Consider the following 24,372-nt stretch of genomic DNA (forward strand, 5'->3'; position numbering starts at 1 on the left):
CCCCCCCCCCCCCCCCCCCCCCCCCCCCCCCCCCCCCCCCCCCCCCCCCCCCCCCCCCCCCCCCCCCCCCCCCCCCCACCGTTAGCGCTTGAGCCGGATCTTCCACCACACCAGCACGGTGTAGAACACCGACAACAGCGCCAGCATCCCCATGTCGAGCAGCCAGATGCCCTTGGTGTGGTCCCACAGGTGATCTTTGGGGATCTGCGGGACGTTGACCAGCTTGTTGAAGTCGATCGCCGAGGCGCCCGCGGCATATCCCCACCGGCCCGGTGTCACCCAGGCGGCCTCGGCCAGCCCGGCGCGCCCGGTCACCGGGATCATGCCGCCGGCCAGCACCAGCTGCGACATGATCGAGACCACCAGCATCGGCATGATCTGCTCATTGGACTGCGCGAACGCCGACAGGGCCAACCCCAGCACCGCCGAGGCCACACAGGTCCCGGCCACGGCCAGGAACAAGTCGAAATTGGCGCTGCCGAACATCACGGCGCCCTGCGTCGGCCCGCCCTTGCCCAGGATCACGATGGTGGTGGCGACCGCCCCCTGCACCGTGGCGAATGCGCAGAACACCGTGACCTTGGCCAGCAGATAGGCCACGGTCGACAGGCCCACCGCCTGTTCTCGTTTGAAGATCGGGCGTTCGCCGATCAGATCTCGAATGGTCAGCGCGGTGCCCATGAAGACCGCGCCGATGATGAGCAGCACCATGATGTACTGCGGCTCGGTCGGCGCATCAGGCCCGGGCATCCCGAGCCCACCGTTGCCCTTCACCGTCAGTGACAGTGCGCCCACGATGAAGGGAAGCACGGCCAAGAAGACCGAATAGCCGCGGTCGGAGATGATCAGCCGGACTTGACGGCGTGCGATTGTCGACAGCTGCTTGCGCAGGCTTTCCGGGGGCGGGCTGCCCAAGTCGGCCGGGGGCGTCGAGGGGACCGCAGCGGCCGGGCCCTTGGGGCCGCCGTCGCGCTCCAGGAACCGCCGGTTGGCTTCGTCCGGGTCGGCTCCGACGTTGGCGAAGATGTCGGCGTAGTTGTCCGCCCCCATCGCCGGAAAGACCTCTTTGGGCGGGCCGGAGAACGCAGTCTTGCCGCCCGGGGCGATCAGCAGAATCTGGTCGCACACGTCGAGGTAGGACACCGAGTGGGTGACCACCATGACCACGCGGCCGGCGTCTGCCAGACCGCGCAGCATCAGCATCACCTGACGGTCCAGGGCCGGATCCAGCCCCGAGGTCGGCTCGTCGAGCAACAGCAGGGACGGTCCGGTCAGCAGCTCCAGGGCCACCGAGGCGCGCTTGCGCTGGCCGCCGGAGAGCTTGTCCACTCGGGTGTCGGCGTGCTTGGTCAGCTCGAGTTCCTCGAGCACCTGCGCCACTGCCTTGTCCCGGTCGGCTTTGCTGCTGTCCGGCGGCAGGCGCAGCTCGGCGGCGTAGCCCAGGGCCTGGTTGACGGTGAGCTGCCGGTGCACCACATCGTCCTGCGGCACCATCCCGATCCGGCTGCGCAACGAGGCGTACTCGGTGTGGATGTTGTGGCCCTCGAAGGTGACCGATCCGGCGGTGGGCTTGGTGTAGCCGGCGATCAGTCGTGACAGCGTCGTCTTGCCGGCACCCGAGCCGCCGATGATCGCGGTCAGGGTGCCGGGGCGGGCCGTCAGTGTGATGTCGTTGAGCAGTCGTTTGCCGCCCTCGACGTCGAAGCAGACATCCCGAACCTCAAGCCCTCCAGTCCGCGAGGCGGCTTCGGTGCGGCGTAGCAGGGTTCCGCCGGTGAATTCCAGGTCGACGTTGCCGATCGTGACTAGGTCGCCTTCGGACAGGATCGCCGAGCCGATCCGGACGCCGTTGACGAATGTGCCGTTGATGCTTCGGCTGTCGCGGATCTCGGTGCCCAGCGGCGTGGCGATCAGCATGGCGTGGTGGCGCGAGGCCAGCACATCGGAGATCACCACGTCGTTGTCGGTGGCGCGGCCGATGGTCAGGGCCCCGACCGGGGCGTCCGGCGCGGAGCTGGAGGCCGGCCGCAGGATGTCGATCATGCGGGTGGCGATGTTGCCGACTTCGGGCGGCGTAGCCGACACCGGGGCCATCCGAGTGGAGGGCTGGTGCGGGGCGAACACCTCGGCGGGTGCCACCGGGGGCGCGGGCGGTTGGGCGGGAGATTGGTAGCCGGGGCGCAGTCCTGCATCGGAGGCAGGGCTGGGGGGACCGGACTGATATGCCGGCGGCCGGTGCGGGGCGGGCGGCGGTGGATACGGCGCCGGTCCGGATTGCGGCCGGTAGGGCTGTTGCACGCCGGGGTGCCCGGCCGACCGCAGGTCCGGGTGGTGCCCGAGATCGGGAGCAGCCGCATACGGCGCGGGTTCGGGCGGCGATGGCCAGCCAGACGGCTGTGGCGGCCGGCTCGGTCGTGCGATTCCTGGCTGGCCGGGCTGCGGCACCTGGATCGAGACGGTCTGCGGCGGCCGGCCGGCCTGGCCCTGGTGCCGTCCCACCTCGAAGGAGACCCGCGGTCCGTCCGGGTTGCCGAGGTTGACTGCCTGCCCGTCGCGGATATCGACGACGGGCACCCGCTGGCCGTTGACGTAAATGCCGTTCAGCGAGCCGTTGTCGATCCCCAACCACCGACCCTGCTCGAAGCGCAGTAGTAGGTGAGCGCGGGATACCAAGGGGTGCGGGATGCGGACGTCGGCCCGCAGGTCGCGCCCGATGACCACGTCGTGGCCTGCGGAGAACGTGCCTTGTGACCCGTCGTGGCGGACGGTCAGCACCGGCGGGGCTGGGTGACTCATTGACGTCAACTCTAGCGAGTTGCGTCCGGGGCGCCGGTAACGACGCAGTGCGTGCGCCGGTAGATCGTCGGCATGCACTGGTTGCAGTGCGTGCACTCCGACAGCGTCATCGAGTCTTCGGCGATCCGGTTGACCAGGTCCGGTTCGGCCAGCAGCGCCCGGGCCATCGCGACGAACTCGAATCCCTCGGCCATCGCCTGATCCATCGTCGCTCGGTTGGTGACACCGCCCAAAAGGATCAGCGGCATCGACAACTCGGCGCGAAACAGCCGGGCGTTGTCCAACAGGTAGGCGTCGGTATAGGGGTACTCACGCAGGAATCTGTTGCCGGTCATCCGCATGCCCCAGCTCAACGGCGGAGGGAATACGCTGGCGAACTCCTTCACCGGGGCGTGGCCGCGGAACAGGTACATCGGGTTGACCAGCGAGCTGCCGGCCGTGAGCTCCAATGCGTCCAGGCCGCCGTCGTCCTGCAGCCACCTCGCGGTGGTCAGCGACTCGTCCAGACTGATGCCGCCGCGGACTCCGTCGGCCATGTTCAGTTTGGCCGTCACCGCGATCTGTCCGCCCACCGCGCGATGCACGGCCGCCACGATGCCGCGGGCCACCTTGGCCCGGTTGGCCAGCGATCCGCCGAACTCATCGGACCGGCGGTTGATCAGCGGACTGAGAAACGAACTCGCCAGATAGTTGTGGCCGAGATGGATCTCCACGGCGTCGAACCCGGCGTCGACGGCGTAGCGGGCGGCGTCGGCGTGCTGGGCGATGACCTTGTCGATGTCGTCGCGGGTGGCCTTCTTGGCGAAGCGCATGCCGATCGGGTTGAAGAACCGCACCGGGGCCAGGGCGCGGGCCTTGTTGGAGCGCGCGTCGGCGACCGGGCCGGCATGGCCGATCTGAGCGCTGACCAGGGCGCCCTCGGCGTGTACCGCGTCGGTGAGTCGGCGCAGCCCCGCTACCGCCTCCGGGCGCATCCACAGCCCGTCGTTGGAGGTGCGACCGCCCTGCGAGACCGCGCAGTAAGCCACGGTGGTCATGCCCACTCCGCCGGCGGCCGGCAGCCGGTGATACTCGATCAGATCGTCGGAGGCCAGTGCACCAGGCGTGCGGTTCTCGAACGTCGCAGCCTTGATGATCCGGTTGCGCAACGTGATCGGGCCGAGTTTGGCGGGACTGAAGACGTCGGGAACTCCCATAGCGGGAGCCTACAAGCGGCGCGCTGCGAACAGGCGCCCTGCCGCACCGCAATATCTGTGCCGTCGCCGCCAACCGGCCGGAACTCGGCGGCTACATGCCACAATGTCCGGCGTGGGTGCGATGACGTTGGACGGCAAGGCCACGCGCGACGAGATCTTCGTCGACCTTCAGGCACGGGTGGCGGCGCTGACCGCCGCCGGGCGTACGCCCGGTCTGGGCACCATCCTGGTCGGTGACGACCCCGGCTCACACGCCTATGTGCGCGGCAAGCACGCCGACTGCGCCAAGGTCGGCATCACCTCGATCCGCCGTGACCTGCCCGCGGACTGCAGTCCGGCCCAGCTCAACGACACCATCGACGAGCTGAACGCCAACGACGAGTGCACGGGCTACATCGTGCAGCTGCCGTTGCCCAAACACCTGGACGAGAACGCGGCACTTGAGCGCGTCGATCCGGCCAAGGATGCCGACGGGCTGCATCCGACCAACCTGGGCCGGCTGGTGCTGGGCACGCCGGCGGCGCTGCCGTGCACCCCGCGCGGCATCGTGCACCTGCTGCGTCGCTACGAGGTGCCGATAGCCGGCGCCCATGTCGTGGTGATCGGACGTGGGGTGACGGTCGGGCGCCCGCTGGGACTGCTGCTGACCCGTCGGTCGGAGAACGCCACCGTCACGCTCTGCCACACCGGGACCCGCGATTTGGCGGAGCTGACTCGCCAGGCGGACATCATCGTCGCCGCGGTTGGGGTGCCGCACATGCTCACCGCCGACATGGTGCGTCCGGGTGCGGCCATCGTCGACGTCGGTGTTTCGCGTACCGACGCCGGACTGGTCGGCGACGTCCACCCCGACGTGTGGGAGGTGGCCGGCCACGTGTCCCCCAACCCCGGTGGGGTGGGTCCGCTGACCCGGGCTTTCCTGCTGACCAACGTCGTGGAACGAGTCGAGAGCACGCTGTGAAGGTTGCCGACGTTCGCCGGGTGATCGCCGCACAGTGGCCGATCCTGGTGGTCGGGCTGATCTTCACGGCGGCGTTCGTGCTGGCCGGAGCGAACTTCTGGCGGCGCGGTGCGCTGCTGATCGGGATCGGGACCGGGGTGGCTGCCGGGCTACGCCTGGTGTTGTCCGAGGACCGGGCCGGGCTGCTGGTGCTGCGGGACCGGGGGCTGGATTTCGCGACGATGACGACCGCGGCGACGGTGATGCTCTACGTGGCCGCGACGATCGACCCGCTCGGGACCAGCTAGTTCGTTTTTGACCGGCCCGACAATTGTTCGGCCGGGCGCGACGACGCGTATTCGCCCATCTCCCAACCAGATCGCGCCCCGTGTTTGATAGCCCTGCTCTGGGGGAACACGTGTGCGGTCGGCTGTGTCGCGGAGGGGGCGTTGCCCACAATGAGTTCATCGCAAAAGCAGTCCTCGTGAAATCGCTTGGTGCAGCGGAGGAACAGATGAGCGACGTCGAACTGATACCGGATGTGGATCACATTCGGTCGCACTACGACCGGTCCAACGAATTCTTCCGGCTGTGGCTGGATCCGACGATGACCTACAGCTGCGCATATTTCGAACGCGACGATATGACGCTGGAACAGGCTCAGATGGCCAAGGTGGACTTGGCGCTGGGCAAGTTGGGCCTGCGGCCCGGGATGACGTTGCTCGATATCGGGTCTGGCTGGGGCTCCACCATGCGGCGGGCCATCGAGAAGTACGACGTCAACGTCATCGGGCTGACGCTGAGCGAAAACCAGTTGACCCACTGCGAAGAGAAGTTCGCCGAGATGGACAGCCCGCGCCGCAAACAGGTGCGCCTGCAGGGCTGGGAGGAATTCGACGAACCGGTGGACCGCATCGTATCGCTGGGCGCCTTCGAGCACTTCGCCGATGGCGTCGGCACCTACGAGCGCTACGACGACTTCTTCACCATGTGCCACCGAGTGCTGCCCGACGACGGCGTCATGCTGCTGCATTCCATCGTGGTGCCCACCGCAGAAGAGGGCGAGCGGCGGGGGCTGAAGAAGACGATGTCGCTGCTGCGCTTCATCCACTTCATCCTGACCGAGATCTATCCAGGCGGGCGGTTGCCGCAGATCTCGATCGTCGACGAGCATGCGACCCGCTGCGGCTTCTCGATCACCCGTCATCAGTTGATCGGGTCGAACTACGTACGCACCTTGGACACCTGGGCAAAGGCACTCGAAGCGCACAGGGCCCAGGCGATTGAGCTCAAAGGCGAGCAGACGTACGAGACGTTCTTGAAGTACCTGACCGGTTGCCGGGAGCTGTTCCGGGACGGTTACACCGACGTCTGCCAATTCACGATGGAAAAGCCAGTGGCATAAGAGAACTCGAAGGGAGAGGGGTGGCGCGGATGACCGATCTCAAGCCGTACTACGAAGAGTCGCAAGCGGCATATGACATCTCCGATGACTTCTTCGCGTTGTTCCTCGATCCGACGATGGCCTACACCTGTGCGTACTTCGAGCGCGACGACATGACCTTGGAGGAAGCGCAGAACGCTAAGTACGACTTGGCATTACGCAAACTCAATCTCGAGCCGGGCATGACGGTGTTGGACGTTGGCTGCGGCTGGGGGGCGGGGCTGGCCCGGGCGGTGACCAAGTTCGACGTGAACGTCATCGGTATCACGCTCAGTCGCAACCATTGCGCGCGCAGCGCGGCCACGCTGGCGGCGATCGACACCGAGCGTCATGCGGAGGCTCGACTACAGGGCTGGGAGGAGTTTGACGAGAAGGTCGATCGGATCTTCACCATCGAGGCGTTCGACGCGTTCAAGAAAGCCCGCTATGCGGCGTTCTTCGAACGTGCCTACGAGATCCTGCCCGATGACGGCCGAATGTTGTTCCACAGCATCTTCACCTACCCCCAGACCTATTGGCGCGAGCACGGCATCAAAGTGACGATGAGCGACTTGCGCTTCGTCCGATTCCTCGGCAAGGAGATCTTTCCCGGCGGGGAGATGGCAGGCCGCGACGACATCTACGAATACTCCCAAGGCGCCGGATTTCGGATCCAGGACGCCCTTTTGATGCCGGAGCACTACATCCGGACCTTGGACATGTGGGCGGCCAATCTGCGGAACAACCGCGAACGTGCCATCGCCACCCAGTCCGAGGAAGTGTACGAGCGCTACCTGCGCTATCTGACCGGCTGCGCAGACCTCTTCCGCAGAGGGATCAGCAATGTCGGGCAGTTCATCCTGACCAAGTAGCGGCCCGAAGCGAGGCTTGGACATGGCTAGACGGACTCGGCTCTCCACCGGGAACGGCCTTCCCGAGGTCGTCGTCACCGGTGTCGCGATGACGACTGCGCTGGCGACGGACGCCGAGGACACTTGGAAGAAGCTGCTGGATGGACAAAGTGGCATCCGTAAGCTCGACGACCCCTTCGTCGAGCGGTTCGACCTCCCGGTACGGATCGGCGGGCATCTGCTCGAGGACTTCGACCACGAGCTGAACCGCAAGGAACTCCACCGGCTGTCATACCTGCAGAAGATGGCGGTGATCCTGGGTCGACGGGTCTGGGCGAATGCCGGCTCGCCGGAGGTGGATCCACGCCGACTGCTGGTGTCGATCGGCACCGGGCTCGGCTCCCCGGAGGAACTGGTCTGGGGCTACCAAGGCATGGTGGAACGCGGCATGAAGGCGGTCTCTCCGCTGGGCGTGCAGAAATACATGCCCAATGCGGCTGCCGCTGCCGTCGGCCTGGAACGCGGCGCCAAAGCAGGTGTCTTCACCCCGATCTCGGCATGTGCTTCCGGTGCCGAAGGTATCGCTCAGGCCTGGCGCAACATCGTCTACGACGAGGCTGACATCGCCATCTGCGGCGGAGTCGAGACCAAGATCGAAGCGGTCCCGATCGCGGGATTCGCCGCGATGCGTATCGTGTTGTCCACCCACAACGACGACCCGGCCGGTGCCTGCCGGCCGTTCGACGTCGACCGCAGCGGGTTCGTGTTCGGCGAGGCCGGCGCCTTGTTGGTCATCGAGACTCTTGAGCACGCAAAGGCGCGTGGCGCAACCATTCTCGGCCGGTTGATGGGCGCTGGTATCAGCTCGGACGGCCACCACATCGTGGCGCCCGATCCGCAGGGGGAGCGCGCGGGCTACGCCATGACCCGGGCGATGGACCTTGCGGGTCTGGCTCCGACCGACATCGACCACATCAATGCCCACGCCACCGGAACCCGGATCGGGGATCTGGCCGAGGCCCAGGCGATCAACAACGCCATGGGCGGGCACCTCGCCGCGGTGTATGCACCGAAATCCGCTCTCGGTCATTCGGTCGGGGCGGTCGGTGCGGTGGAGGCGATTCTGACAGTGCTGGCGCTGCGGGACGGCGTGGTTCCGCCGACGCTGAATCTGCACCGCATCGACCCAGAGATCGACCTGGATGTCGTGGCCGGTGACGTACGGGTGGGGGACTACCGATACGCGATCAGCAATTCCTTCGGATTCGGTGGCCACAACGTGGCCCTCGCGTTCGGAAAATACTAGAAGAGGGGGGGTGCTTTCGGCCGCCAGCCGAGAGCACATTGTCATGCCGAAAAATCTGACACCGCATTTCAAAGACGTGCAGGCGCACTACGACCTGTCCGACGAGTTCTTCCAGCTCTTTCTCGACCCGACCCAGACCTACAGCTGCGCCTACTTCGAGCGTGACGACATGACGCTGGAGCAAGCCCAGATCGCCAAGATCGACCTTGCCCTGGGCAAGCTGGGCCTGCGACCGGGTATGACGCTGCTCGACATCGGCTGCGGCTGGGGGGCCACCATGCGGCGAGCCGTTGAAACCCATGACGTCAACGTCATCGGACTGACCTTGAGCAAGAATCAGGCGGTCCATGTGGAGGCCATGTTCGCCGGCATGGACAGCCAGCGCACCAAGCGCGTTCTACTGGAGGGCTGGGAGAACTTCAGCGAGCCGGTCGATCGGATCGTGTCCATCGGCGCTTTCGAGCACTTCGGGCATGAACGCTATGAGGACTTCTTCACCATGGCCCACGCCGTTCTGCCGGCCGACGGAGTGATGCTGCTGCACACCATCTCCGGATTGACGCTGCCGCAGATGGCCGAACGTGGCATGCCGCTGACCTTCGCGATGGCCCGGTTCATCAAGTTCATCGCCACCGAGATCTTTCCCGGCGGCCGGCTGCCCACCATCGAGATGGTTGAAGAGCACTCGGCCCAAGCGGGTTTCACCCTAACCCGACGGCATTCGCTGCAGCCGCATTACGCCAGGACCCTGGACTGCTGGGCGGCAGCGCTGGAAGGCAACAAAGACAAGGCCATCGAGATCCAAGGACAAGAGGTCTATGACCGCTACATGCATTACCTGACCGGGTGCGCCAACGGCTTTCGCACCGGATACATCGACGTCAACCAGTACACGTTGCAGAAGCAGGTCGGCGATGACTGATACTCCGGCTGCCCGGACCTTACGGCCGCATTTCGCCGACGTCCAGGCTCACTATGACCTCTCCGATGACTTCTTCGCGCTGTTTCAGGACCCGACCCGTACCTACAGTTGTGCCTATTTCGAGCCACCGGAGCTGTCACTGGCACAGGCCCAGATCGCCAAGATCGACCTCAACCTCGACAAGCTCGACCTGAAGCCCGGAATGACGTTGCTCGATATCGGCTGCGGCTGGGGGTCGACGATGAAGCGGGCGCTGGAGAAGTACGACGTCAACGTCGTCGGCCTCACCCTGTCGAAGAATCAGCACGCCTACACCCAGCGACTGCTGGACACCGTCGACACCGATCGTGAGCGCCGAGTACTGCTGCACGGGTGGGAAGAGTTCGATCTGCCGGTCGATCGGATCGTTTCCATTGAGGCGTTCGAGCACTTCGGCCATGAACGCTACGACGACTTCTTCGCGCGGTGTTTCGACATCCTGCCCGCCAACGGGCGAATGACGATCCAGAGCAGCGTGAGCTATCACCCCTATGATCTGAATGCGCGAGGTAAGAAGCTGACGTTCGAGACCGCGCGGTTCATCAAGTTCATCCTCACCGAGATCTTCCCCGGCGGGCGACTGCCCACCACCGACATGATGGTGGAGCATGGCCAGAAAGCCGGTTTCGCTGTTCCCGAAGCGCTTTCGCTGCGGCCGCACTACATCAAGACCTTGCGGATCTGGGCCGATGCGCTGGAAGCCAAGAAGGACATGGCCATCGCGATTCAGTCCGACGAGGTGTATCAGCGCTACCTGAAGTACCTGCGCGGGTGCGAGTACTACTTCATCGACGAGGTACTCGACGTCAGCCTGGTCAGCTACCTCAAGCCGGCCGCTGCGACGGCCGGTTAGAACCCGGGGATGGCCGGAATTGCCGGAACCCCGCCGGATAGGCCGGGGATACCGACCGACATCCCCGGGATCTGCGGCAGATCCGGCACCTGACCGCTGGCCAGCTGAGACAGCATCTGCGGGCAATAGATCTGTACGGCGATCTCGGTGAACAGCTGCGCCATCTGCGGCGACATGGTGGGCCCGCCGCCCAGGCCGGCTACCGGGGCCGCCACGGACGCGGCGGTGCCCGCGGGCTCGGACAGCATGGGACACACTGACTGGCCGAGGGCCGCCGTTGCGGCTGGGTCGGCGACCGGGATGCCCGCCCCGGTCAGATCGGACAGGAACGAGGTGTCGACCGGGCTCGCCTGCGCAGGTGCCGCGAATCCGGTGACGGCCATCAGGCCTGCGAGTCCCACCCCGGTGCCCGCCTTGATCATGAAGCCTTGCATGCATCCCCCTCGTCGTGGTCCGGAGCCGAGCGGTTACCCGGGACGTGTCCGAACGTTCTGGTTGAAATCCTGCATCAAAGCGGTAACACCGGCGAGTCGGCCGGGTCACGGTTTGCCTACGACGCTGTCTCGCCCTGGCCAATGCCGCGGTTTCGGCACTTTGAGCCGAACCCGCCACTCCGACCGCTAGGTTGTTGGAATCATTCATTAAGCACACATGCAACGCTCAGTTTTTATGGGGACGAAGAGAGGCCCACGGCAGATGGCTCGACGTCGCAGCGGCAAGGTCAATCGTCGGGTGGTCGGGCTGGGCGCCGCAATGGGCTCGGCCTTGGTGTTCGGCGTGGCATTGCCGGCCCCGGCGGGCGCCGAGGTGTTCGACGACGTGCTGGAGCAGGCGATGGCCCCGTTCGTGGACGCGGCAACGCACACCGTCGACTGGTCCGCGCTGTCGAGCCTGGCGGCTTGGGACGCGTTCTTCGATCCGGCGCACTGGAACGATGTCCTGACCGGGATCGCCGGAGCGCCGAGCGTGGGCGCAGCCGATGCGACGGAGTGGATGCAGCAGCTCATCTACACGCCGCTGCACACCGGCATCGAAAACTGGATCCATGCCGCCGGACCCACTCCAATCCTGGACGGGCTCAACGAGTTCAGCAGGGCACTGGGTTGGGGCGCGATGATCGCCGACGGCACGGCAGGAACCGAGGCCCACCCTGACGGCGGTGACGGGGGCTGGCTGTTCGGCGATGGCGGTGCCGGCTGGGACAACACCGCTGGCGGTGGCGGCGGGGCCGGGGGAGCGGCCGGCATGTTCGGCAACGGCGGTGCCGGTGGTGCCGGGGGCGAGGGTGGACTCGGCGGAAATGGCGGAGACGGCGGTGCCGGCGGCTGGTTGATAGGCGTCGGCGGTGCCGGCGGCGACGCCGGCAACGGGGTCTATAGCGGTGCCGGAAGCTTGCCCGCGCTGGGCGGTGCCGGTGGAGCGGCCGGCATGTTCGGCATCCACGGCGCGGTCGGGCACTTCGGCACCCTGGCCGGCGCCCCGGACGGCGGCCCCTACACCGGCCTGTCCACCGCGGGCTCTTGGATCACCGACAGCGACGGCAAGGTGGTGATCCTGCACGGGGTCAATCAGGTCTACAAGATCGCGCCCTACACCCCGGGTGCCGACGGGTTCGGCGACGACGACGCGGCGTTCCTGGCCGCCAACGGCTTCAACGCCGTTCGGGTAGGAGTGCTCTGGGCCGGAGTGGAGCCGCAGCCGGGTGTCTTCGACGCCGACTACCTCGCCGCGATCAAACAGACCGTGCAAACCCTGGCCGACCACGGCATCTACAGCGTTCTCGACTTCCATCAAGATTTCTACAGCGCGGGCTTCGGCGGTGACGGCGCGCCGGACTGGGCGGTGCTGACCGGTGGGCTGCCCAACCCCGACGTGGGTCAGATCGGCACCTACCTGTTCAACCCCGCGCAGCTTCATGCCTGGGATGCGTTCTGGTCCAACGCCAAAGCCGAAGATGGGATCGGTCTGGCCAACCACTACGCGCGGTCGTGGCAATACGTCGCCGACTACTTCAAGGACGACGCCAGCGTGGCCGGCTACGGCATCATCAACGAGCCGTGGCCGGGTTCGCCGTGGCTGTCGAGCGTGCTGGGAAGCCCGCAGTTCGACGCCCAGACCCTGACTCCGTTCTACAACCAGATGGCCGCGGCGATTCGCTCGGTCGACCCGAACACGCCGGTGCTGTTCGAACCGACTTTCCTGTTCAACACGGTGGTACCGACGTCGTTGGGCGCCGTGGACGATCCACACGGGATCTTCGCGTTCCACAACTACTGCCTGGCGAATTCGGTGCTCGAGATCGACTTCGGTTGTGGGCTCAACTTCGACATCCTGTTGAACAACGCCGCGACATATGCCGACTCACACAACATTCCGGCGCTGATGACCGAGTTCGGTGCCACCGCCAACGTCAGTGTCATCGCCAATACCCTGGCGCACACCAATCCCTTCCGGTACGGCTGGCTGGAGTGGGCCTATACCGGCGGTGATGTCGCCAGCAGCTCTCCGGAGGGCCAGGCGCTGGTCTTCGACACGAATCTGCCGCCGGTCGGCGACAACGTCGACGCCGCCAAGCTGGCAGCGCTGGCCGAGCCGTACCCGCAGACGATCGCCGGCGTGCCGAATGCCTGGTCGTTCGCGGGCGGGATCTTCCACTTCAGCTACTCCACCGCGATGGCTGACGGCTCGGGCAGCTTCGCCGCCGACGCGCAGACCCGAATCGTGGTGCCGGCTCTGCAGTACCCGAACGGCTATCAGGTGGACGTCATCGGCGGGCACGTGGTGTCGGGACCGGGGTCCTCGGTGTTGGTCATCGCGGCCGACCACGGCGCCACCATCGTCGACGTACAGGTGAAGCCGGCGTAAGGCCGGTGGGCGCGGGCACTCCGGGGCCCGCTGGTCAAACCTTGGCGTTTCCTCTCAGTGCGCGGACGGCTATCAACATAAGTCGCATCATGGACATTAGGCCGGAGAAAATGCCTGTTCGGCGGAAGTTTCTACAGTAGAAAGTTTGAATTATTCAGAATTGCTTCAGGTTTTCATCATGTCGGCGTTAAGGTGCTGCGAGCAATTAGCAGTCCCGCGTTCGCTGCCGGAGGTCGCCATGAAGGTCAACCCCACATTCCACTCCCTGGGCGTTGCGGCAGTGGCCGTGACCAGCGCCGCGGCGGTGGTTGCCCCGCCAGTCATGACGCCGGCCTTGGCGTCCTCGATCGCTGGGGCCCGCACGGTGGTCGCCGACGTGGCGCTGCTCGACAACGTCGCGCTGGTCATGGGCGGCAGCGGCACGCCCATCCCGGGGACGTGGGACTTTCACTGGGCCGATCAATACCTTTCGCACCTCGGGTACGACGGCTACACCATGCAGGGCGTCTTCACCCCCGAAGGCCTGTACCCGGGCACCGGCGTCAAGAGCCTGCCGCTGGACACCTCGGTCGACCAGGGTGTGCGGATGCTCGACTCGACCATCCGCGATCACATCGCGGCCGGCGACAACCTGGTGGTCTACGGCGTCTCGCAGAGTGCCGTTCTCTCCTCGATCGAGATGAATCAGCTGCTCGCCTCCGGCAACGCCCCCGACCCCGACCAGCTGTCGTTCGTCTTGATCGCCAATGAGATGTTCCCCAACGGCGGCCTGTTGTCGCGCTTCGCCGTCCCCGAAGTCCCGCTGTACATCCCGTCGATGGGCATCGACTTCTACGGGGCGACGCCCGACACCCCGTACGCGACCGACATCTACATCGCCGAATACGACGGATTCGCCGACTTTCCGCGCTATCCGCTGAACTTCCTGTCGGTGCTCAACGCCGTGCTGGGAATCGCGCTGGTCCACGGCCCCGGCTACAGCCGGCCGGACTCCATCGACAGCGCACAGCTGTTGCTGGGATCCACCAACTACGACGGGCCCCTGACGCTGCCCGACGGCGCCTCGGCCGCCCTCAACACCGACTACTACATGATCCCGACGGAGATCCTGCCGCTGCTGCAGCCGTTGCTCGGCATCCCGGTGTTGGGCGAGCCGCTCTATGACCTGCTGGAGCCCGTCACCCGGATCCTGGTCGATCTGGGCTACGGCAACGTCGACACCTACGTCGACGGAGAACTGACCCATGGCGGCTGGGACATGGGTCCGGCCAATGTGCTCACCACCTACGGCGTGCTGCCGGATATCGATGTCATGACGTTGCTGAGCTCGCTGTGGCAGGGAGCGCAGCACGGATTCGACGACTTCATCTACGACCTCGGGCACCTGTCGCTGGGGAGCCCGGCGGACGCGCTCGGTTCGGGGATGGACTTCTCGCTGCCCAGTCTCCTCGACGTGGTCAACACGTTCTCGAGCGCGGCCGCCACGCTGTATTCGGTGCTGCTGCCGACCGCGGACATCATCAACGCCTTGCTGACCACCATGCCCGCCTACGACATCAGCATGTTCTTCAACGCATTCGGCAACGGCGACGACCTGCTGACCACACTGACGAACGCCATCGGAATGCCGATCGCGGCCGACGCCGGGCTGATCCCCACAGCCATCGGGTTCGAGCTGATGAGTGTGATGAGCGCCTTCCAGTCGATCGCCAACGACTTCACCGACCTGTTCAGCGCGTAGCGGGGAATCGCTGGCGCGGGAACGGCTTTGGCTTCGGTTACTTGGCCAGCGTGAACTGGTTGACGTCGAAGCGGCCCTCCCGGAATTCCTCGGCGCAGCCGGTCAGGTAACGCATGTAGCGCTCGTAGACCTCCTCGGACTGAAGCGCGATGGCCTCACACTCGTGCGCTTCCAATGCCTGCGCCCAGTGGTCGAGGGTCATTGCGTAGTGCTGCTGCAGTGACTGGATGCGGTTCACCGTGAATCCGGCTTTGACGGCGTGCTCCTTGACCAGCGCCACCGACGGCAGCTGCCCGCCGGGGAAGATCTCGGTCATGAGGAAGATCTGAAAGGCGGCCAGTTCGGCCGTCAGCTGCATGCCGTATTCGACTATCTGTTGCGGGGACAAGCCACAAATGGTGTGCAGCATCATCACCCCGTCGCTGGGCAGTGCCCGGTGGGCCATCGCGAAGAAGTCGTCGTAGCGGTCGTAGCCGAAGTGCTCGAACGCCCCGATGGACACGATCCGGTCGACCGGCTCGTCGAACTCCTCCCACCCGGCCAACAGCACTCGTCGGCTGCGCGGGGAGTCCATCGCGGCGAACATCGATTGCACATGGATGGCCTGGTGCTTGCTCAACGTCAGACCGACCACGCTGACGTCGTACTGTTCGATCGCCTGCTGCATGGTGGCGCCCCAGCCGCAGCCCACGTCGAGCAGCGTCATACCCGGGCGCAGGCCGAGCTTGCCGAGCGAAAGATCGATCTTGGCGAGTTGAGCCTCCTCCAGCGTCCAGTCGTAGTGCCGGAAGTAGGCGCAGCTGTAGGTCTGAGTCGGATCCAGGAAGAGCCGAAAGAAATCATCGGACAGGTCGTAATGGGCTTGTACATCAGCGAAATGTGGAGTCAGGCGGTGAGTCATGCGGATCGGCCCTTCGGGCAGCCGGGGCCTTGATGGATGCCAACCGTAGGGCCCCCCGGTTCCGGCCGACCGGAGCCGCATACCCGATGTCGGCGGGCATAAACACCTGCCGGTGTTAAGAATCCGAAAGTGTGGCGCGCGCGCACACCGTGATGTAGGGCAGCGCAAGCCCGGTGGACCCGACCAACGCCGGATGGGTGGCCAGTAGGTTGCGGACCTGGTCCAGGGTCTTGGTGCGTACCGCGTCCGGTGAGGTGATGCAGTAGCTGCGGGACGCGACCAGATCGATCAGGGCCTGCGGCGTCAGGTAGTTGGTCCACTCCACGTGGTGGCTTTCGATGTCACCGAAGGGCGCGGGCAGGCTCACCCCGGCGTCGACCACGTCGCGGGCATCTTCGCGGCCGATGATATTGCCGAGTTCCTTGACCCAGCCCAGCCGCTCATCGCGGGTGTTCCACACCAGCCCCAGCCGGCCGCCGGGGCGCAGCACCCGCACCAGCTCCGGGATGGCCCGGGCGGGGTCGAACCAATGCCAGGCCTGGGCCACCAGCACCGCGTCGACGCTGTTGTCCGGCAGCGGGATCTGCTCGGCCGACCCGAGCAGTGCCGGGGTGCCGGGCAGGGCGGCCGCCAGGACCTCGAGCATCTCGGCGATCGGGTCCACCGCCACCACGTCCAGGCCGCGTTCTACCAGGCGTGCGGTGAGTTTGCCGGTGCCGGCGCCCAGGTCAAGGACATCGCGGGCGCCCGGCGGCAGCAGCCAGTCGATGGCCTCCGGCGGGTAGGACGGACGACCCCGCTCGTAGGCGGCGGCTTGCGAACCGAACGACAGCGAACGGTCGCGGCGGCCCTGCTCGGACGGGCTCACCGCCGGCGGTCCCGCGCCGAGCTCGCCAAGTCCAGGGTCTGGCGGATCAGCTCGCCGACTCGGGCGGTGTCCAGCAGGAAGCCGTCGTGCCCGCAGTCGGAGTCGAGCACCTGCAGTCCGTCGCAGCCGGGCAGCAGCTCGGCCAGCTCGGCCTGCAACCGCAGCGGGTACAGCCGGTCCGAGGTGATCCCGGCGACCACCGCGGGGACCGGGCAGCCACGCAACGCCGCGGCCACGCCGCCGCGTCCGGCGCCCACGTCGTAGCTCGACAGCGAGTCGCTCAGGGTCACGTAACTGCCTGCGTCGAACCGCGACACCAGCTTGGCGCCCTGATGCTCCAAGTAGCTCTGCACCGCGTAACGCCCACCGTCGGCCGGGTCCTCCCCGTCCTGGGCGGCATTGCCGAAGCGCTGGTCCAGCTCGGCCTCGCCGCGGTAGGTCAGGTGCGCGATGCGCCGGGCGATCGCCAGGCCGGCCTCGGGACTGCGGCCGGTGCCGTGGTAGTCGCCGCCCTGCCAGTCCGGGTCGGCCTTGATGGCCGCGATCTGGGTGCTCTGCGTGCCGATCTGGTCGGCGGTGGCCCGGGCGCCGACAGCCAGCAGCAGGCCCGCGCCCACCCGGTCCGGGTGGCCGACCATCCACTCCAGTCCGCGGGCGCCACCCATCGAACCGCCCAGCACGGCGGCCACCTCGGTGACGCCCAGGGCGGCCAGCGCGGCGATGTCGGCCTGCACCTGGTCGCGAATCGTGATCGCGGGAAACTTTGAGCCCCAAGGCTTCCCGTTGCGGGCCAGGGATCCCGGACCGGTAGACCCGCGGCAACCGCCCAGCACGTTGGTGGCCACCGCGCACCAGCGATCGGTGTCGATCGGAGCGCCGGGGCCGATCACCCCGTCCCACCAGCCCGGAGTGGGATGGCCCGGCCCGGCGGGCCCGGTGACGTGGGAATCCCCGGTCAGTGCATGCAGCACCATGACGACGTTGTCGCGCTCGGGCGAGAGTTCGCCCCAGCGCTGCACAGCGATGTGCACGTCATCGAGCACCGCGCCGCTCTGCAGCGTCAGCGACCCGATGGCGACCACGCCGGTCTCTCCCTCGGCGGGCAATAGCTGCCTGGACACGTCGGAGATTGTCACCGGGGACCGCCTCAACGGGCCGCCAGCGCCGACGAGCCGCCGAGCTGTGTCGATGCCGCGGCGAAACCGAGCTCCAGGTCCGCCAGGATGTCCGCGATGCCCTCGATGCCGACCGCCAGCCGAACCAGGCCCGGGGTCACACCGCTGGCCAGCTGCTCTTCGGCACTGAGCTGGCCGTGCGTCGTCGACGCCGGGTGAATCACCAGCGAACGCACGTCACCGATGTTGGCGACGTGGCTGTGCAGCTTCAGTGCGTCGACGAAGGCCCGGCCGGCCTCGATGCCGCCGGCAAGCTCGAACGAGAGCACACCGCCGACACCCTTCGGTGCCAGCTGCTGCGCCCGGGCATGCCACGGCGAGCTGGCCAGCCCGGCGTAGTTGACGCTCAGCACGTCGTCGCGGGCCTCCAGGAACTCCGCAACCCGCTGGGCGTTGGCCACGTGCCGCTCGACCCGCAGACTCAACGTCTCCAGGCCCTGGGCGATCAGGAAGGCATTGAACGGCGAGATCGCCGAACCCAGGTCACGCAGCAGCTGCACGCGGGCCTTGAGTGCGAACGCCGGTGCTCCCAGGTCGGCGAAGACCACCCCGTGGTAGCTCGGGTCGGGAGTGGTGAAACCCGGGTGGCGGCCCTGCGTCCAGTCGAAGGTCCCGCCGTCGACGATGACGCCTGCGATCGCCGCGCCGTGCCCACCCAGGTACTTGGTGGCCGAGTGCACCACGATGTCGGCGCCGTGGGCCAGTGGCTGGATCAGGTAGGGGGTCGCCACGGTGTTGTCGACGATCAGCGGCACCCCGTTGTCGTGGGCCACGCCCGCCACGCCGGGAATGTCGAGCACGTCGATCTTCGGGTTCGAGATGGTCTCGGCGAAGAAGGCCTTGGTGTTCGGCCGCACCGCCGCCCGCCAGGACTCCAGGTCATCGGGGTCCTCGACGAAGGTGGTTTCGATGCCCAGCTTGGTCAGCGAGTAGTGGAACAGGTTGTACGTGCCACCGTAGAGCCGCGGGCTGGAAACGATGTGGTCGCCGGCGCCGGCGAGATTGAGGATCGCGAAGGTCGCCGCGGCGGACCCGGAGGCCACCAGCAGCGCCGCGACCCCGCCTTCGAGTGCGGCGATCCGCTGCTCGACGACGTCATTGGTCGGGTTCATGATCCGGGTGTAGATGTTGCCCGGAACCTCCAGCCCGAACAGCTTGGCCGCGTGATCGGTGTTGTCGAACGTGTAGGAGGTGGTCTGGTAGATCGGCAACGCGCGGGCATTGGTGGTCGCGTCGGGAACCTGCCCGGCGTGGACCTGCTTAGTCTCGAACGACCAGTGCGAACTTGGGTCGATGTTGTTGTCGGCGGTCATTGCTGAATGGTTTCCTCGGGTTTGTTGTCGCTGGTGACGAGCGGATTAGGCCTGGGTTCAGCGACAACAGCAACGGGTGAGCGGGCGCAAGGAGGCACGCATCAGGTTCCCCTGTCTACTCGGGGGGCCCGTTGTGGCGGACCCGCGCTTGCCGCGTAGCCGATTATGGCTACTCAACCCGGTCATCACCCGGGGCACCCCACCGCGGTTGGAGGGTTGCCGGCCAGCAAGCCGGGGCTTCGCGCTGGCACTCATGACCGTCACGCAGCCTATCGCATCCCGTATAGCTGTCGCCACCTGCTCACCGGCGGTGAACGCCGTGGACCGGTACGCGATACTGATGCCGCCGTGTACAACGCGGGACAATCGAACACCTAAGAACCTGACGCCGGGAGAACAGCCATGTGCGCCGACCAGCCGACCATCATCTACACGCTGACTGACGAGGCGCCGCTGTTGGCGACGTACTCGTTCCTGCCGATCGTGCAGGCCTTCACCGGGCCCGCGGGTATCGACGTCCAAGCCAGTGACATCTCGCTTGCGGCCCGCATCCTGGCCGCCTTCCCTGACTGTCTGACCGACGAGCAGCGGGTGCCGGACAACCTGGCCGAACTCGGCCGGCTGACCCAGCTGCCGGACACCACGATCATCAAGCTCCCCAACATCAGCGCTTCGGTGCCGCAGCTGGTCTCCGCCATCAAGGAGCTGCAGGGCAAGGGCTTCAAGCTGCCGGACTACCCCGAGGACCCCAAGTCTGAGCAGGAGCGAGACGTTCACGACCGCTATGCCAAGTGCCTGGGCTCTGCGGTGAATCCGGTACTGCGGGAAGGTAACTCGGACCGTCGTGCGCCCAAGGCGGTCAAGGAGTACGCGCGTAAGCACCCGCACAGCATGGGCGAGTGGTCACAGGCCTCGCGCACGCACGTGGCGACCATGAAGCACGGCGACTTCTACCACGGTGAGAAGTCGATGACGCTGGACCGCGACCGCGACGTCAAGATGCAGCTGACGACCAAGAGCGGCAACACGATTGTGCTCAAGGAGAAGGTGTCGCTGCTGGACGGCACGGTCATCGACTCGATGTTCATGAGCGTGGCAGCGCTACGTGAGTTCTACGAGGAGCAGATGGAGGACGCCCGCAAGACCGGCGTGATGTTCTCCCTGCACGTCAAGGCGACCATGATGAAGGTCAGCCACCCGATCGTGTTCGGCCACGCCATCAAGGTGTTCTACAAGGACGCATTCGCCAAGCACCAGAAGCTCTTCGACGACCTGGGCGTCAACGTCAACAACGGCATGGTCGACCTGTACAGCAAGATCGAGACGCTGCCGGCCTCCCAGCGCGACGAGATCATCGAGGACCTGCACGCCTGTCGGGAGCACCGTCCGGAGCTGGCGATGGTGGATTCGGCGCACGGGATCACCAACTTCCACTCGCCTTCGGATGTCATCGTGGACGCCTCGATGCCGGCGATGATCCGGGCCGGCGGCAAGATGTACGGCGCCGATGGACGGACCAAGGACACCAAGGCGGTCAACCCGGAGTCGACGTTCGCCCGGATCTACCAGGAGATCATCAACTTCTGCAAGACCCACGGGCAGTTCGACCCGGCCACCATGGGCACCGTCCCCAACGTCGGGCTGATGGCGCAGAAGGCCGAGGAGTACGGCAGCCACGACAAGACCTTCGAGGTCCCCGAGGCCGGCGTCGCCGACATCGTGGACCTGGCCACCGGTGAGGTGCTGCTGACCCAGAACGTGGAGGCCGGTGACATCTGGCGGCTGTGCACGGTCACCGACGCCGCCATCAGGGACTGGGTGAAGCTGGCCGTTCAGCGGGCCCGGGCGTCGGGCATGACGGTGGTGTTCTGGCTCGACACCGAGCGTCCGCACGAGGCCGAGCTGCGCAAGAAGGTCAAGGCCTACCTGTTGGATTACGACACCGAAGGCCTGGAGATCCAGATCATGCCGCAGGTGTGGGCCATGCGGTACACCCTGGAGCGGCTGATCCGCGGTCAGGACACCATCGCCGCCACCGGCAACATCCTGCGCGACTACCTCACCGACCTGTTCCCGATCCTGGAGCTGGGCACCAGCGCCAAGATGCTGTCGATCGTGCCGCTGATGGCCGGCGGCGGCATGTACGAGACGGGTGCGGGCGGTTCGGCCCCCAAGCACGTCAAGCAGCTGGTGGAGGAGAACCACCTGCGCTGGGACTCGCTCGGCGAATTCCTGGCGCTGGGTGCCAGCTTCGACGACCTGGGTGCCAAGACCGGCAATGTCCGCGCCAAGATCCTGGGCGAGACGCTGGACTCGGCGATCGGCAAGCTGCTGGACGCCAACCAGAGCCCGTCGCGCAAGACCGGCGAGCTCGACAACCGCGGTAGCCAGTTCTACCTGGCCAAGCACTGGGCGGATGAGCTCGCGGCGCAGACCGAGGACGCCGAGCTGGCCAAGCACTTCGCGGGGCTGGCGAACACGCTGGCCAAGAACGAGGACGTCATCCTGGGTGAGCTGAATGTGGTGCAGGGCAACGCGGTGGACATCGGCGGCTACTACGCGCCGGACCACGACCTGACCTCGGCAGTGATGCGGCCCAGCGCGACGCTGAACGCCGCGATCGACGCCAAGGACTGAGGTTCCCCGCCGAGTGTGAATCCGCCGACGGAAACGCCGGAGGATCCGTCGTAGATTTCACACTCGGCGGCGCTCAGGGCGCCTGGCGTGCGACAATTCGCCGGTAAGGCGATGGCGATGTAGGAAGCCGGTGCGAATCCGGAGCGGTCCCGCCACTGTGATCGGGGGAGTGAACTCGCCCGAGAGCCAGAAACTCACGTCGTTGCAACCTCCGATTCGGGGCGGGTAACCCGAGAGAGCTGACGACCGTGACCGCTCCGATCTGGATCGCGTCTCCACCCGAGGTCCACTCGACCTTGCTGTCGGCCGGTCCTGGGGCAGGCCCGCTGCTGGCGTCGGCGGCGGCGTTGACCACGCTGAGCACCGAGTACGCCGAGATCGCCGACGAGCTGGCAGCGCTGCTGGGTGCGATGCAGGCCGGAGCGTGGCAGGGCCCGAGCGCCGAAGCCTATGTGGCGGCGAATGTGCCGTATCTGGCCTGGCTGCTGCACGCCGGCATCACCAGCGCGGTGATGGCCGCCCAGCAGCAGACCGCGGCCGCTGCCTACAGCTCGGCGTTGGCGGCAATGCCGACCCTGGCCGAGCTGGCGGCCAACCACGCCACCCACGCGGTGCTGGTGGCCACCAACTTCTTCGGCGTCAACACCATCCCGATCACCCTCAACGAGGCCGACTACGGCCGGATGTGGTTGCAGGCCGCCACGGTGATGACCACATATCAGGCCGTCGCGGGCACCGCGGTGGCGTCGAGCCCGCAGACCTCTGCGGCGCCGCAGATCGCCAAGGCCCAGTCCGCCGACGCCAGCCAGCCGCAGCTCCCGCCGGATCGGCAGAACGAGATCATGGAGTGGCTGCAGAACAGCGGCTACACCGACTTCTACAACAAAGTGCTGCAGCCGATGATCGACCAGCTGGCGAGCAACCCCTTCTTCCAGTCGATGTTCGGCGGGTTCGATCCCTGGCTGCCGGTCCTGGGCAACCCGCTGAGCTTTCTGAGTCCCTACAACCTCGCGTTCGCGATCGGTTATCCGATGGACTTCGGATCGTTCGCTGCCTACCTGTCGCAGACGTTCGCATTCATCGGCGCCGACATCGCCGCGGCGTTCGCGTCCGGCAATCCCAGCACCATTGCTTTCACGCTGATGTTCGCCGCGGTGGAAGCGGTCGGCACGATCATCACCGACGTGATCGCGCTGCTCAAGACGCTGCTGGAGCAGGCTCTGGTGTTGATTCCGGTGGTGCTGCCGATGCTGACTGCCGCTCTGGCGCCACTGGCCGCGGCACCGTTGGCCGGACTGGCGGGGTTGTCCGGGCTGGCCGCGCTGCATGCCGTTCCGGTGCCGGTGGTTCCGATCATGCCCCCGCCGTTCGCCGGGGTGACGGTGGCCCCCACGCCTCCGGTTCCCGCGCCGGCCCCGGCTCCCGCGCCGGCGCCCGCTCTGGCGCCCGCGCCGCCCGGTGCGCCGCCGGCGCCCCCTCCGCCGCCCGCGCCGCCGTTGGCCCCGGGGGACAGTCTGGCCGCCATGTATCTGGTCGCCGGCGCGAGCCAGCAGTCCCGCCGGGCCGCGGGCACCAGTGCGCGTCGACGCAAAGCGCCCGAACCCGACGCCGCCGCGGCACCGGCGGAGGCCGCCGTCGCCGAGGAGAAGGCCAAGGCCCGTCGGCGACGACGTGTGAAGGCCGACATGCTCGGCCGCGGGTATGAGTACATGGACCTAGAAGACGATGTCGAGCCGAGCGGACTCACCGCCCTTGCCGCCGACGCATTCGGTGGCGGTGCCACCACCCCGATGACGCCGGGCACCTGGATGCCGGAGTACGGCAGGCAGGCGACGTAGGTCACCGCGCTAACTCACCGCGGCCTGCGGTAGGACTCCAGGTAGGGCGGCAGCGCGATGGCCGGGTCGAGGTCGGCGGCCGGCTCCGGGCACCCGGCGACCATCCGCAGCGGAACCACGCCCGCCCAGTGCGGCAACGCGATGTCTTCGGGTTCGTCGTTGGGTCCGCCGTCGCGCACTGAGGCGGACACCTTCACGAGGTCGAGGGCCAGCACCGCGGTGGCCGCCAGCTCCCGGCGGTTGGGTGGCCGGGCATCGGCGGCCCGGCCGGGTGCGACGTGATCGAGCAGCGCATCGAGCCCGAGCCGCTTCTCGGCCTCGTCCTGGACCAGGCGGGCGGCGCCGATGACGACCACCGAGCGGTAGGCCATCGAATGGTGTAGCGCCGAGCGGGCCAGCACCAACCCGTCGACCAGGGTGGCGGTGACGCAGACCGGTAGCCCGGTGGGGCCGGCGGCCAGCACCGGGCCGCTGCCGGTGGAGCCATGCAGATACAGCGTCTCGTCGACTCGGGCGTGCGTGGTGGGCAGCACCACCGGATGGCCGTCGCGGGCGTAACCCAGATGGCAGATCAGCGCCTCGTCCAGGATGTGGTGCACGGTGTCGCGGTCATAGCGGGCCCGTTCCCGATACCGGGTGGGGGTGGTCTGCGGCGTCGGTGCGTAGGACACGAGCTTGCCTCCGTTAATGTACTAGTGCAATATTGGA

Annotated in this window: 19 protein-coding genes and 2 riboswitches; of the genes, 11 read left to right on the plus strand and 8 right to left on the minus strand. The window is 66.8% G+C overall.

The window, feature by feature from the left end; genetic code table 11:
* Positions 1–81: 81 nt before the first annotated feature.
* Entirely contained in the window at positions 82–2,796 is a 2,715-nt protein-coding gene (locus tag ACJH71_RS10375; protein ID WP_406757935.1) for an ATP-binding cassette domain-containing protein, read from the minus strand.
* A gap of 11 nt (positions 2,797–2,807) precedes the next feature.
* A complete protein-coding gene (locus tag ACJH71_RS10380; protein WP_406757936.1) occupies positions 2,808–3,992 on the minus strand; it encodes an NADH:flavin oxidoreductase in 1,185 nt (394 codons plus the stop codon).
* 112 nt (positions 3,993–4,104) lie between these two features.
* Here ACJH71_RS10380 and ACJH71_RS10385 point away from each other — a divergent pair, with 112 nt between their 5' ends.
* From ACJH71_RS10385 to ACJH71_RS10415, 7 genes are all read left to right on the plus strand, one after another.
* On the plus strand, positions 4,105–4,953 hold the full coding sequence (locus tag ACJH71_RS10385; RefSeq protein WP_406757937.1) for a bifunctional methylenetetrahydrofolate dehydrogenase/methenyltetrahydrofolate cyclohydrolase: 849 nt from the start codon (positions 4,105–4,107) through the stop codon (positions 4,951–4,953).
* Positions 4,950–5,240 carry a DUF3017 domain-containing protein gene (locus ACJH71_RS10390; RefSeq protein WP_406757938.1) on the plus strand — a complete coding sequence of 97 codons (291 nt, stop codon included), beginning with the start codon at positions 4,950–4,952 and terminating at the stop codon, positions 5,238–5,240. The genes ACJH71_RS10385 and ACJH71_RS10390 overlap by 4 nt, the downstream gene beginning before the upstream one ends.
* 206 nt (positions 5,241–5,446) lie before the next feature.
* Complete coding sequence (locus ACJH71_RS10395) at positions 5,447–6,337, plus strand: cyclopropane mycolic acid synthase family methyltransferase (protein WP_406757939.1); 891 nt, start codon at positions 5,447–5,449, stop codon at positions 6,335–6,337.
* Positions 6,338–6,366: 29 nt separating this feature from the next.
* Positions 6,367–7,227, plus strand: coding sequence for a cyclopropane mycolic acid synthase family methyltransferase (locus tag ACJH71_RS10400; RefSeq protein ID WP_406757940.1), 861 nt, complete (start codon positions 6,367–6,369; stop codon positions 7,225–7,227).
* 22 nt (positions 7,228–7,249) lie between these two features.
* Entirely contained in the window at positions 7,250–8,512 is a 1,263-nt protein-coding gene (gene kasB / locus ACJH71_RS10405; RefSeq protein WP_406757941.1) for a 3-oxoacyl-ACP synthase KasB, read from the plus strand.
* A gap of 43 nt (positions 8,513–8,555) precedes the next feature.
* Positions 8,556–9,434, plus strand: coding sequence for a cyclopropane mycolic acid synthase family methyltransferase (locus ACJH71_RS10410; protein ID WP_406757942.1), 879 nt, complete (start codon positions 8,556–8,558; stop codon positions 9,432–9,434).
* The gene (locus ACJH71_RS10415) at positions 9,427–10,326 is read left to right on the plus strand and encodes a cyclopropane mycolic acid synthase family methyltransferase (protein ID WP_406757943.1); all 900 of its coding nucleotides are present in this window, start codon (positions 9,427–9,429) and stop codon (positions 10,324–10,326) included. Before ACJH71_RS10410 ends, ACJH71_RS10415 begins: the two co-directional genes overlap by 8 nt.
* Here ACJH71_RS10415 and ACJH71_RS10420 read toward each other — a convergent pair.
* Positions 10,323–10,760, minus strand: coding sequence for a DUF732 domain-containing protein (locus ACJH71_RS10420; RefSeq protein ID WP_406757944.1), 438 nt, complete (start codon positions 10,758–10,760; stop codon positions 10,323–10,325). The two genes, ACJH71_RS10415 and ACJH71_RS10420, sit on opposite strands and share 4 nt — an antisense overlap.
* Positions 10,761–11,022: 262 nt before the next feature.
* Between ACJH71_RS10420 and ACJH71_RS10425 the strand changes: the two genes are divergently transcribed.
* The gene (locus tag ACJH71_RS10425; protein WP_406757945.1) at positions 11,023–13,191 is read left to right on the plus strand and encodes a cellulase family glycosylhydrolase; all 2,169 of its coding nucleotides are present in this window, start codon (positions 11,023–11,025) and stop codon (positions 13,189–13,191) included.
* 238 nt (positions 13,192–13,429) lie between these two features.
* On the plus strand, positions 13,430–14,932 hold the full coding sequence (locus ACJH71_RS10430; protein WP_406757946.1) for a PE-PPE domain-containing protein: 1,503 nt from the start codon (positions 13,430–13,432) through the stop codon (positions 14,930–14,932).
* 37 nt (positions 14,933–14,969) lie between these two features.
* Here the strand turns inward: ACJH71_RS10430 and ACJH71_RS10435 are convergent, their stop codons facing one another.
* The 4 genes from ACJH71_RS10435 to ACJH71_RS10450 form a co-directional block, all read right to left on the minus strand.
* Positions 14,970–15,833, minus strand: a complete 864-nt coding sequence (locus ACJH71_RS10435; protein WP_406757947.1) for a cyclopropane mycolic acid synthase family methyltransferase — start codon at positions 15,831–15,833, stop codon at positions 14,970–14,972.
* 115 nt (positions 15,834–15,948) lie between these two features.
* Positions 15,949–16,701 carry a class I SAM-dependent methyltransferase gene (locus ACJH71_RS10440; protein ID WP_406757948.1) on the minus strand — a complete coding sequence of 251 codons (753 nt, stop codon included), beginning with the start codon at positions 16,699–16,701 and terminating at the stop codon, positions 15,949–15,951.
* A complete protein-coding gene (locus ACJH71_RS10445) occupies positions 16,698–17,837 on the minus strand; it encodes a homoserine O-acetyltransferase (protein ID WP_406757949.1) in 1,140 nt (379 codons plus the stop codon). The genes ACJH71_RS10440 and ACJH71_RS10445 overlap by 4 nt, the downstream gene beginning before the upstream one ends.
* A gap of 11 nt (positions 17,838–17,848) precedes the next feature.
* Positions 17,849–19,189, minus strand: coding sequence for a bifunctional o-acetylhomoserine/o-acetylserine sulfhydrylase (locus tag ACJH71_RS10450; protein ID WP_406757950.1), 1,341 nt, complete (start codon positions 19,187–19,189; stop codon positions 17,849–17,851).
* A 139-nt stretch (positions 19,190–19,328) separates the two neighbouring features.
* Positions 19,329–19,448: riboswitch (SAM riboswitch) on the minus strand.
* Between the two features lie 143 nt (positions 19,449–19,591).
* Between ACJH71_RS10450 and ACJH71_RS10455 the strand changes: the two genes are divergently transcribed.
* Positions 19,592–21,826 (plus strand): NADP-dependent isocitrate dehydrogenase, encoded by a 2,235-nt coding sequence (locus ACJH71_RS10455; RefSeq protein ID WP_406757951.1) that lies wholly within the window; start codon positions 19,592–19,594, stop codon positions 21,824–21,826.
* Between the two features lie 68 nt (positions 21,827–21,894).
* Positions 21,895–22,043, plus strand: a riboswitch (cobalamin riboswitch).
* A 31-nt stretch (positions 22,044–22,074) separates the two neighbouring features.
* The gene (locus ACJH71_RS10460; RefSeq protein ID WP_406757952.1) at positions 22,075–23,664 is read left to right on the plus strand and encodes a PPE domain-containing protein; all 1,590 of its coding nucleotides are present in this window, start codon (positions 22,075–22,077) and stop codon (positions 23,662–23,664) included.
* Between the two features lie 14 nt (positions 23,665–23,678).
* Here ACJH71_RS10460 and ACJH71_RS10465 read toward each other — a convergent pair whose 3' ends face one another.
* Complete coding sequence (locus ACJH71_RS10465) at positions 23,679–24,335, minus strand: pyridoxamine 5'-phosphate oxidase family protein (RefSeq protein WP_406757953.1); 657 nt, start codon at positions 24,333–24,335, stop codon at positions 23,679–23,681.
* Between the last annotated feature and the right edge of the window lie 37 nt (positions 24,336–24,372).

This window comes from Mycobacterium sp. SMC-15 (genome assembly GCF_045310925.1).
Lineage (GTDB): Bacteria > Actinomycetota > Actinomycetes > Mycobacteriales > Mycobacteriaceae > Mycobacterium.

Excerpts from the sequence above, each read along its gene's own strand:
- ACJH71_RS10450 (WP_406757950.1), bottom strand. The coding sequence starts at position 19,189 with ATGACCGCCGACAACAACATCGACCCAAGTTCGCACTGGTCGTTCGAG.
- ACJH71_RS10415 (WP_406757943.1), top strand. The coding sequence starts at position 9,427 with ATGACTGATACTCCGGCTGCCCGGACCTTACGGCCGCATTTCGCCGAC.
- kasB (WP_406757941.1), top strand. The coding sequence starts at position 7,250 with ATGGCTAGACGGACTCGGCTCTCCACCGGGAACGGCCTTCCCGAGGTC.
- ACJH71_RS10430 (WP_406757946.1), top strand. The coding sequence starts at position 13,430 with ATGAAGGTCAACCCCACATTCCACTCCCTGGGCGTTGCGGCAGTGGCC.
- ACJH71_RS10435 (WP_406757947.1), bottom strand. The coding sequence starts at position 15,833 with ATGACTCACCGCCTGACTCCACATTTCGCTGATGTACAAGCCCATTAC.
- ACJH71_RS10425 (WP_406757945.1), top strand. The coding sequence starts at position 11,023 with ATGGCTCGACGTCGCAGCGGCAAGGTCAATCGTCGGGTGGTCGGGCTG.
- ACJH71_RS10420 (WP_406757944.1), bottom strand. The coding sequence starts at position 10,760 with ATGCAAGGCTTCATGATCAAGGCGGGCACCGGGGTGGGACTCGCAGGC.
- ACJH71_RS10380 (WP_406757936.1), bottom strand. The coding sequence starts at position 3,992 with ATGGGAGTTCCCGACGTCTTCAGTCCCGCCAAACTCGGCCCGATCACG.
- ACJH71_RS10395 (WP_406757939.1), top strand. The coding sequence starts at position 5,447 with ATGAGCGACGTCGAACTGATACCGGATGTGGATCACATTCGGTCGCAC.
- ACJH71_RS10375 (WP_406757935.1), bottom strand. The coding sequence starts at position 2,796 with ATGAGTCACCCAGCCCCGCCGGTGCTGACCGTCCGCCACGACGGGTCA.
- ACJH71_RS10455 (WP_406757951.1), top strand. The coding sequence starts at position 19,592 with ATGTGCGCCGACCAGCCGACCATCATCTACACGCTGACTGACGAGGCG.
- ACJH71_RS10410 (WP_406757942.1), top strand. The coding sequence starts at position 8,556 with ATGCCGAAAAATCTGACACCGCATTTCAAAGACGTGCAGGCGCACTAC.
- ACJH71_RS10400 (WP_406757940.1), top strand. The coding sequence starts at position 6,367 with ATGACCGATCTCAAGCCGTACTACGAAGAGTCGCAAGCGGCATATGAC.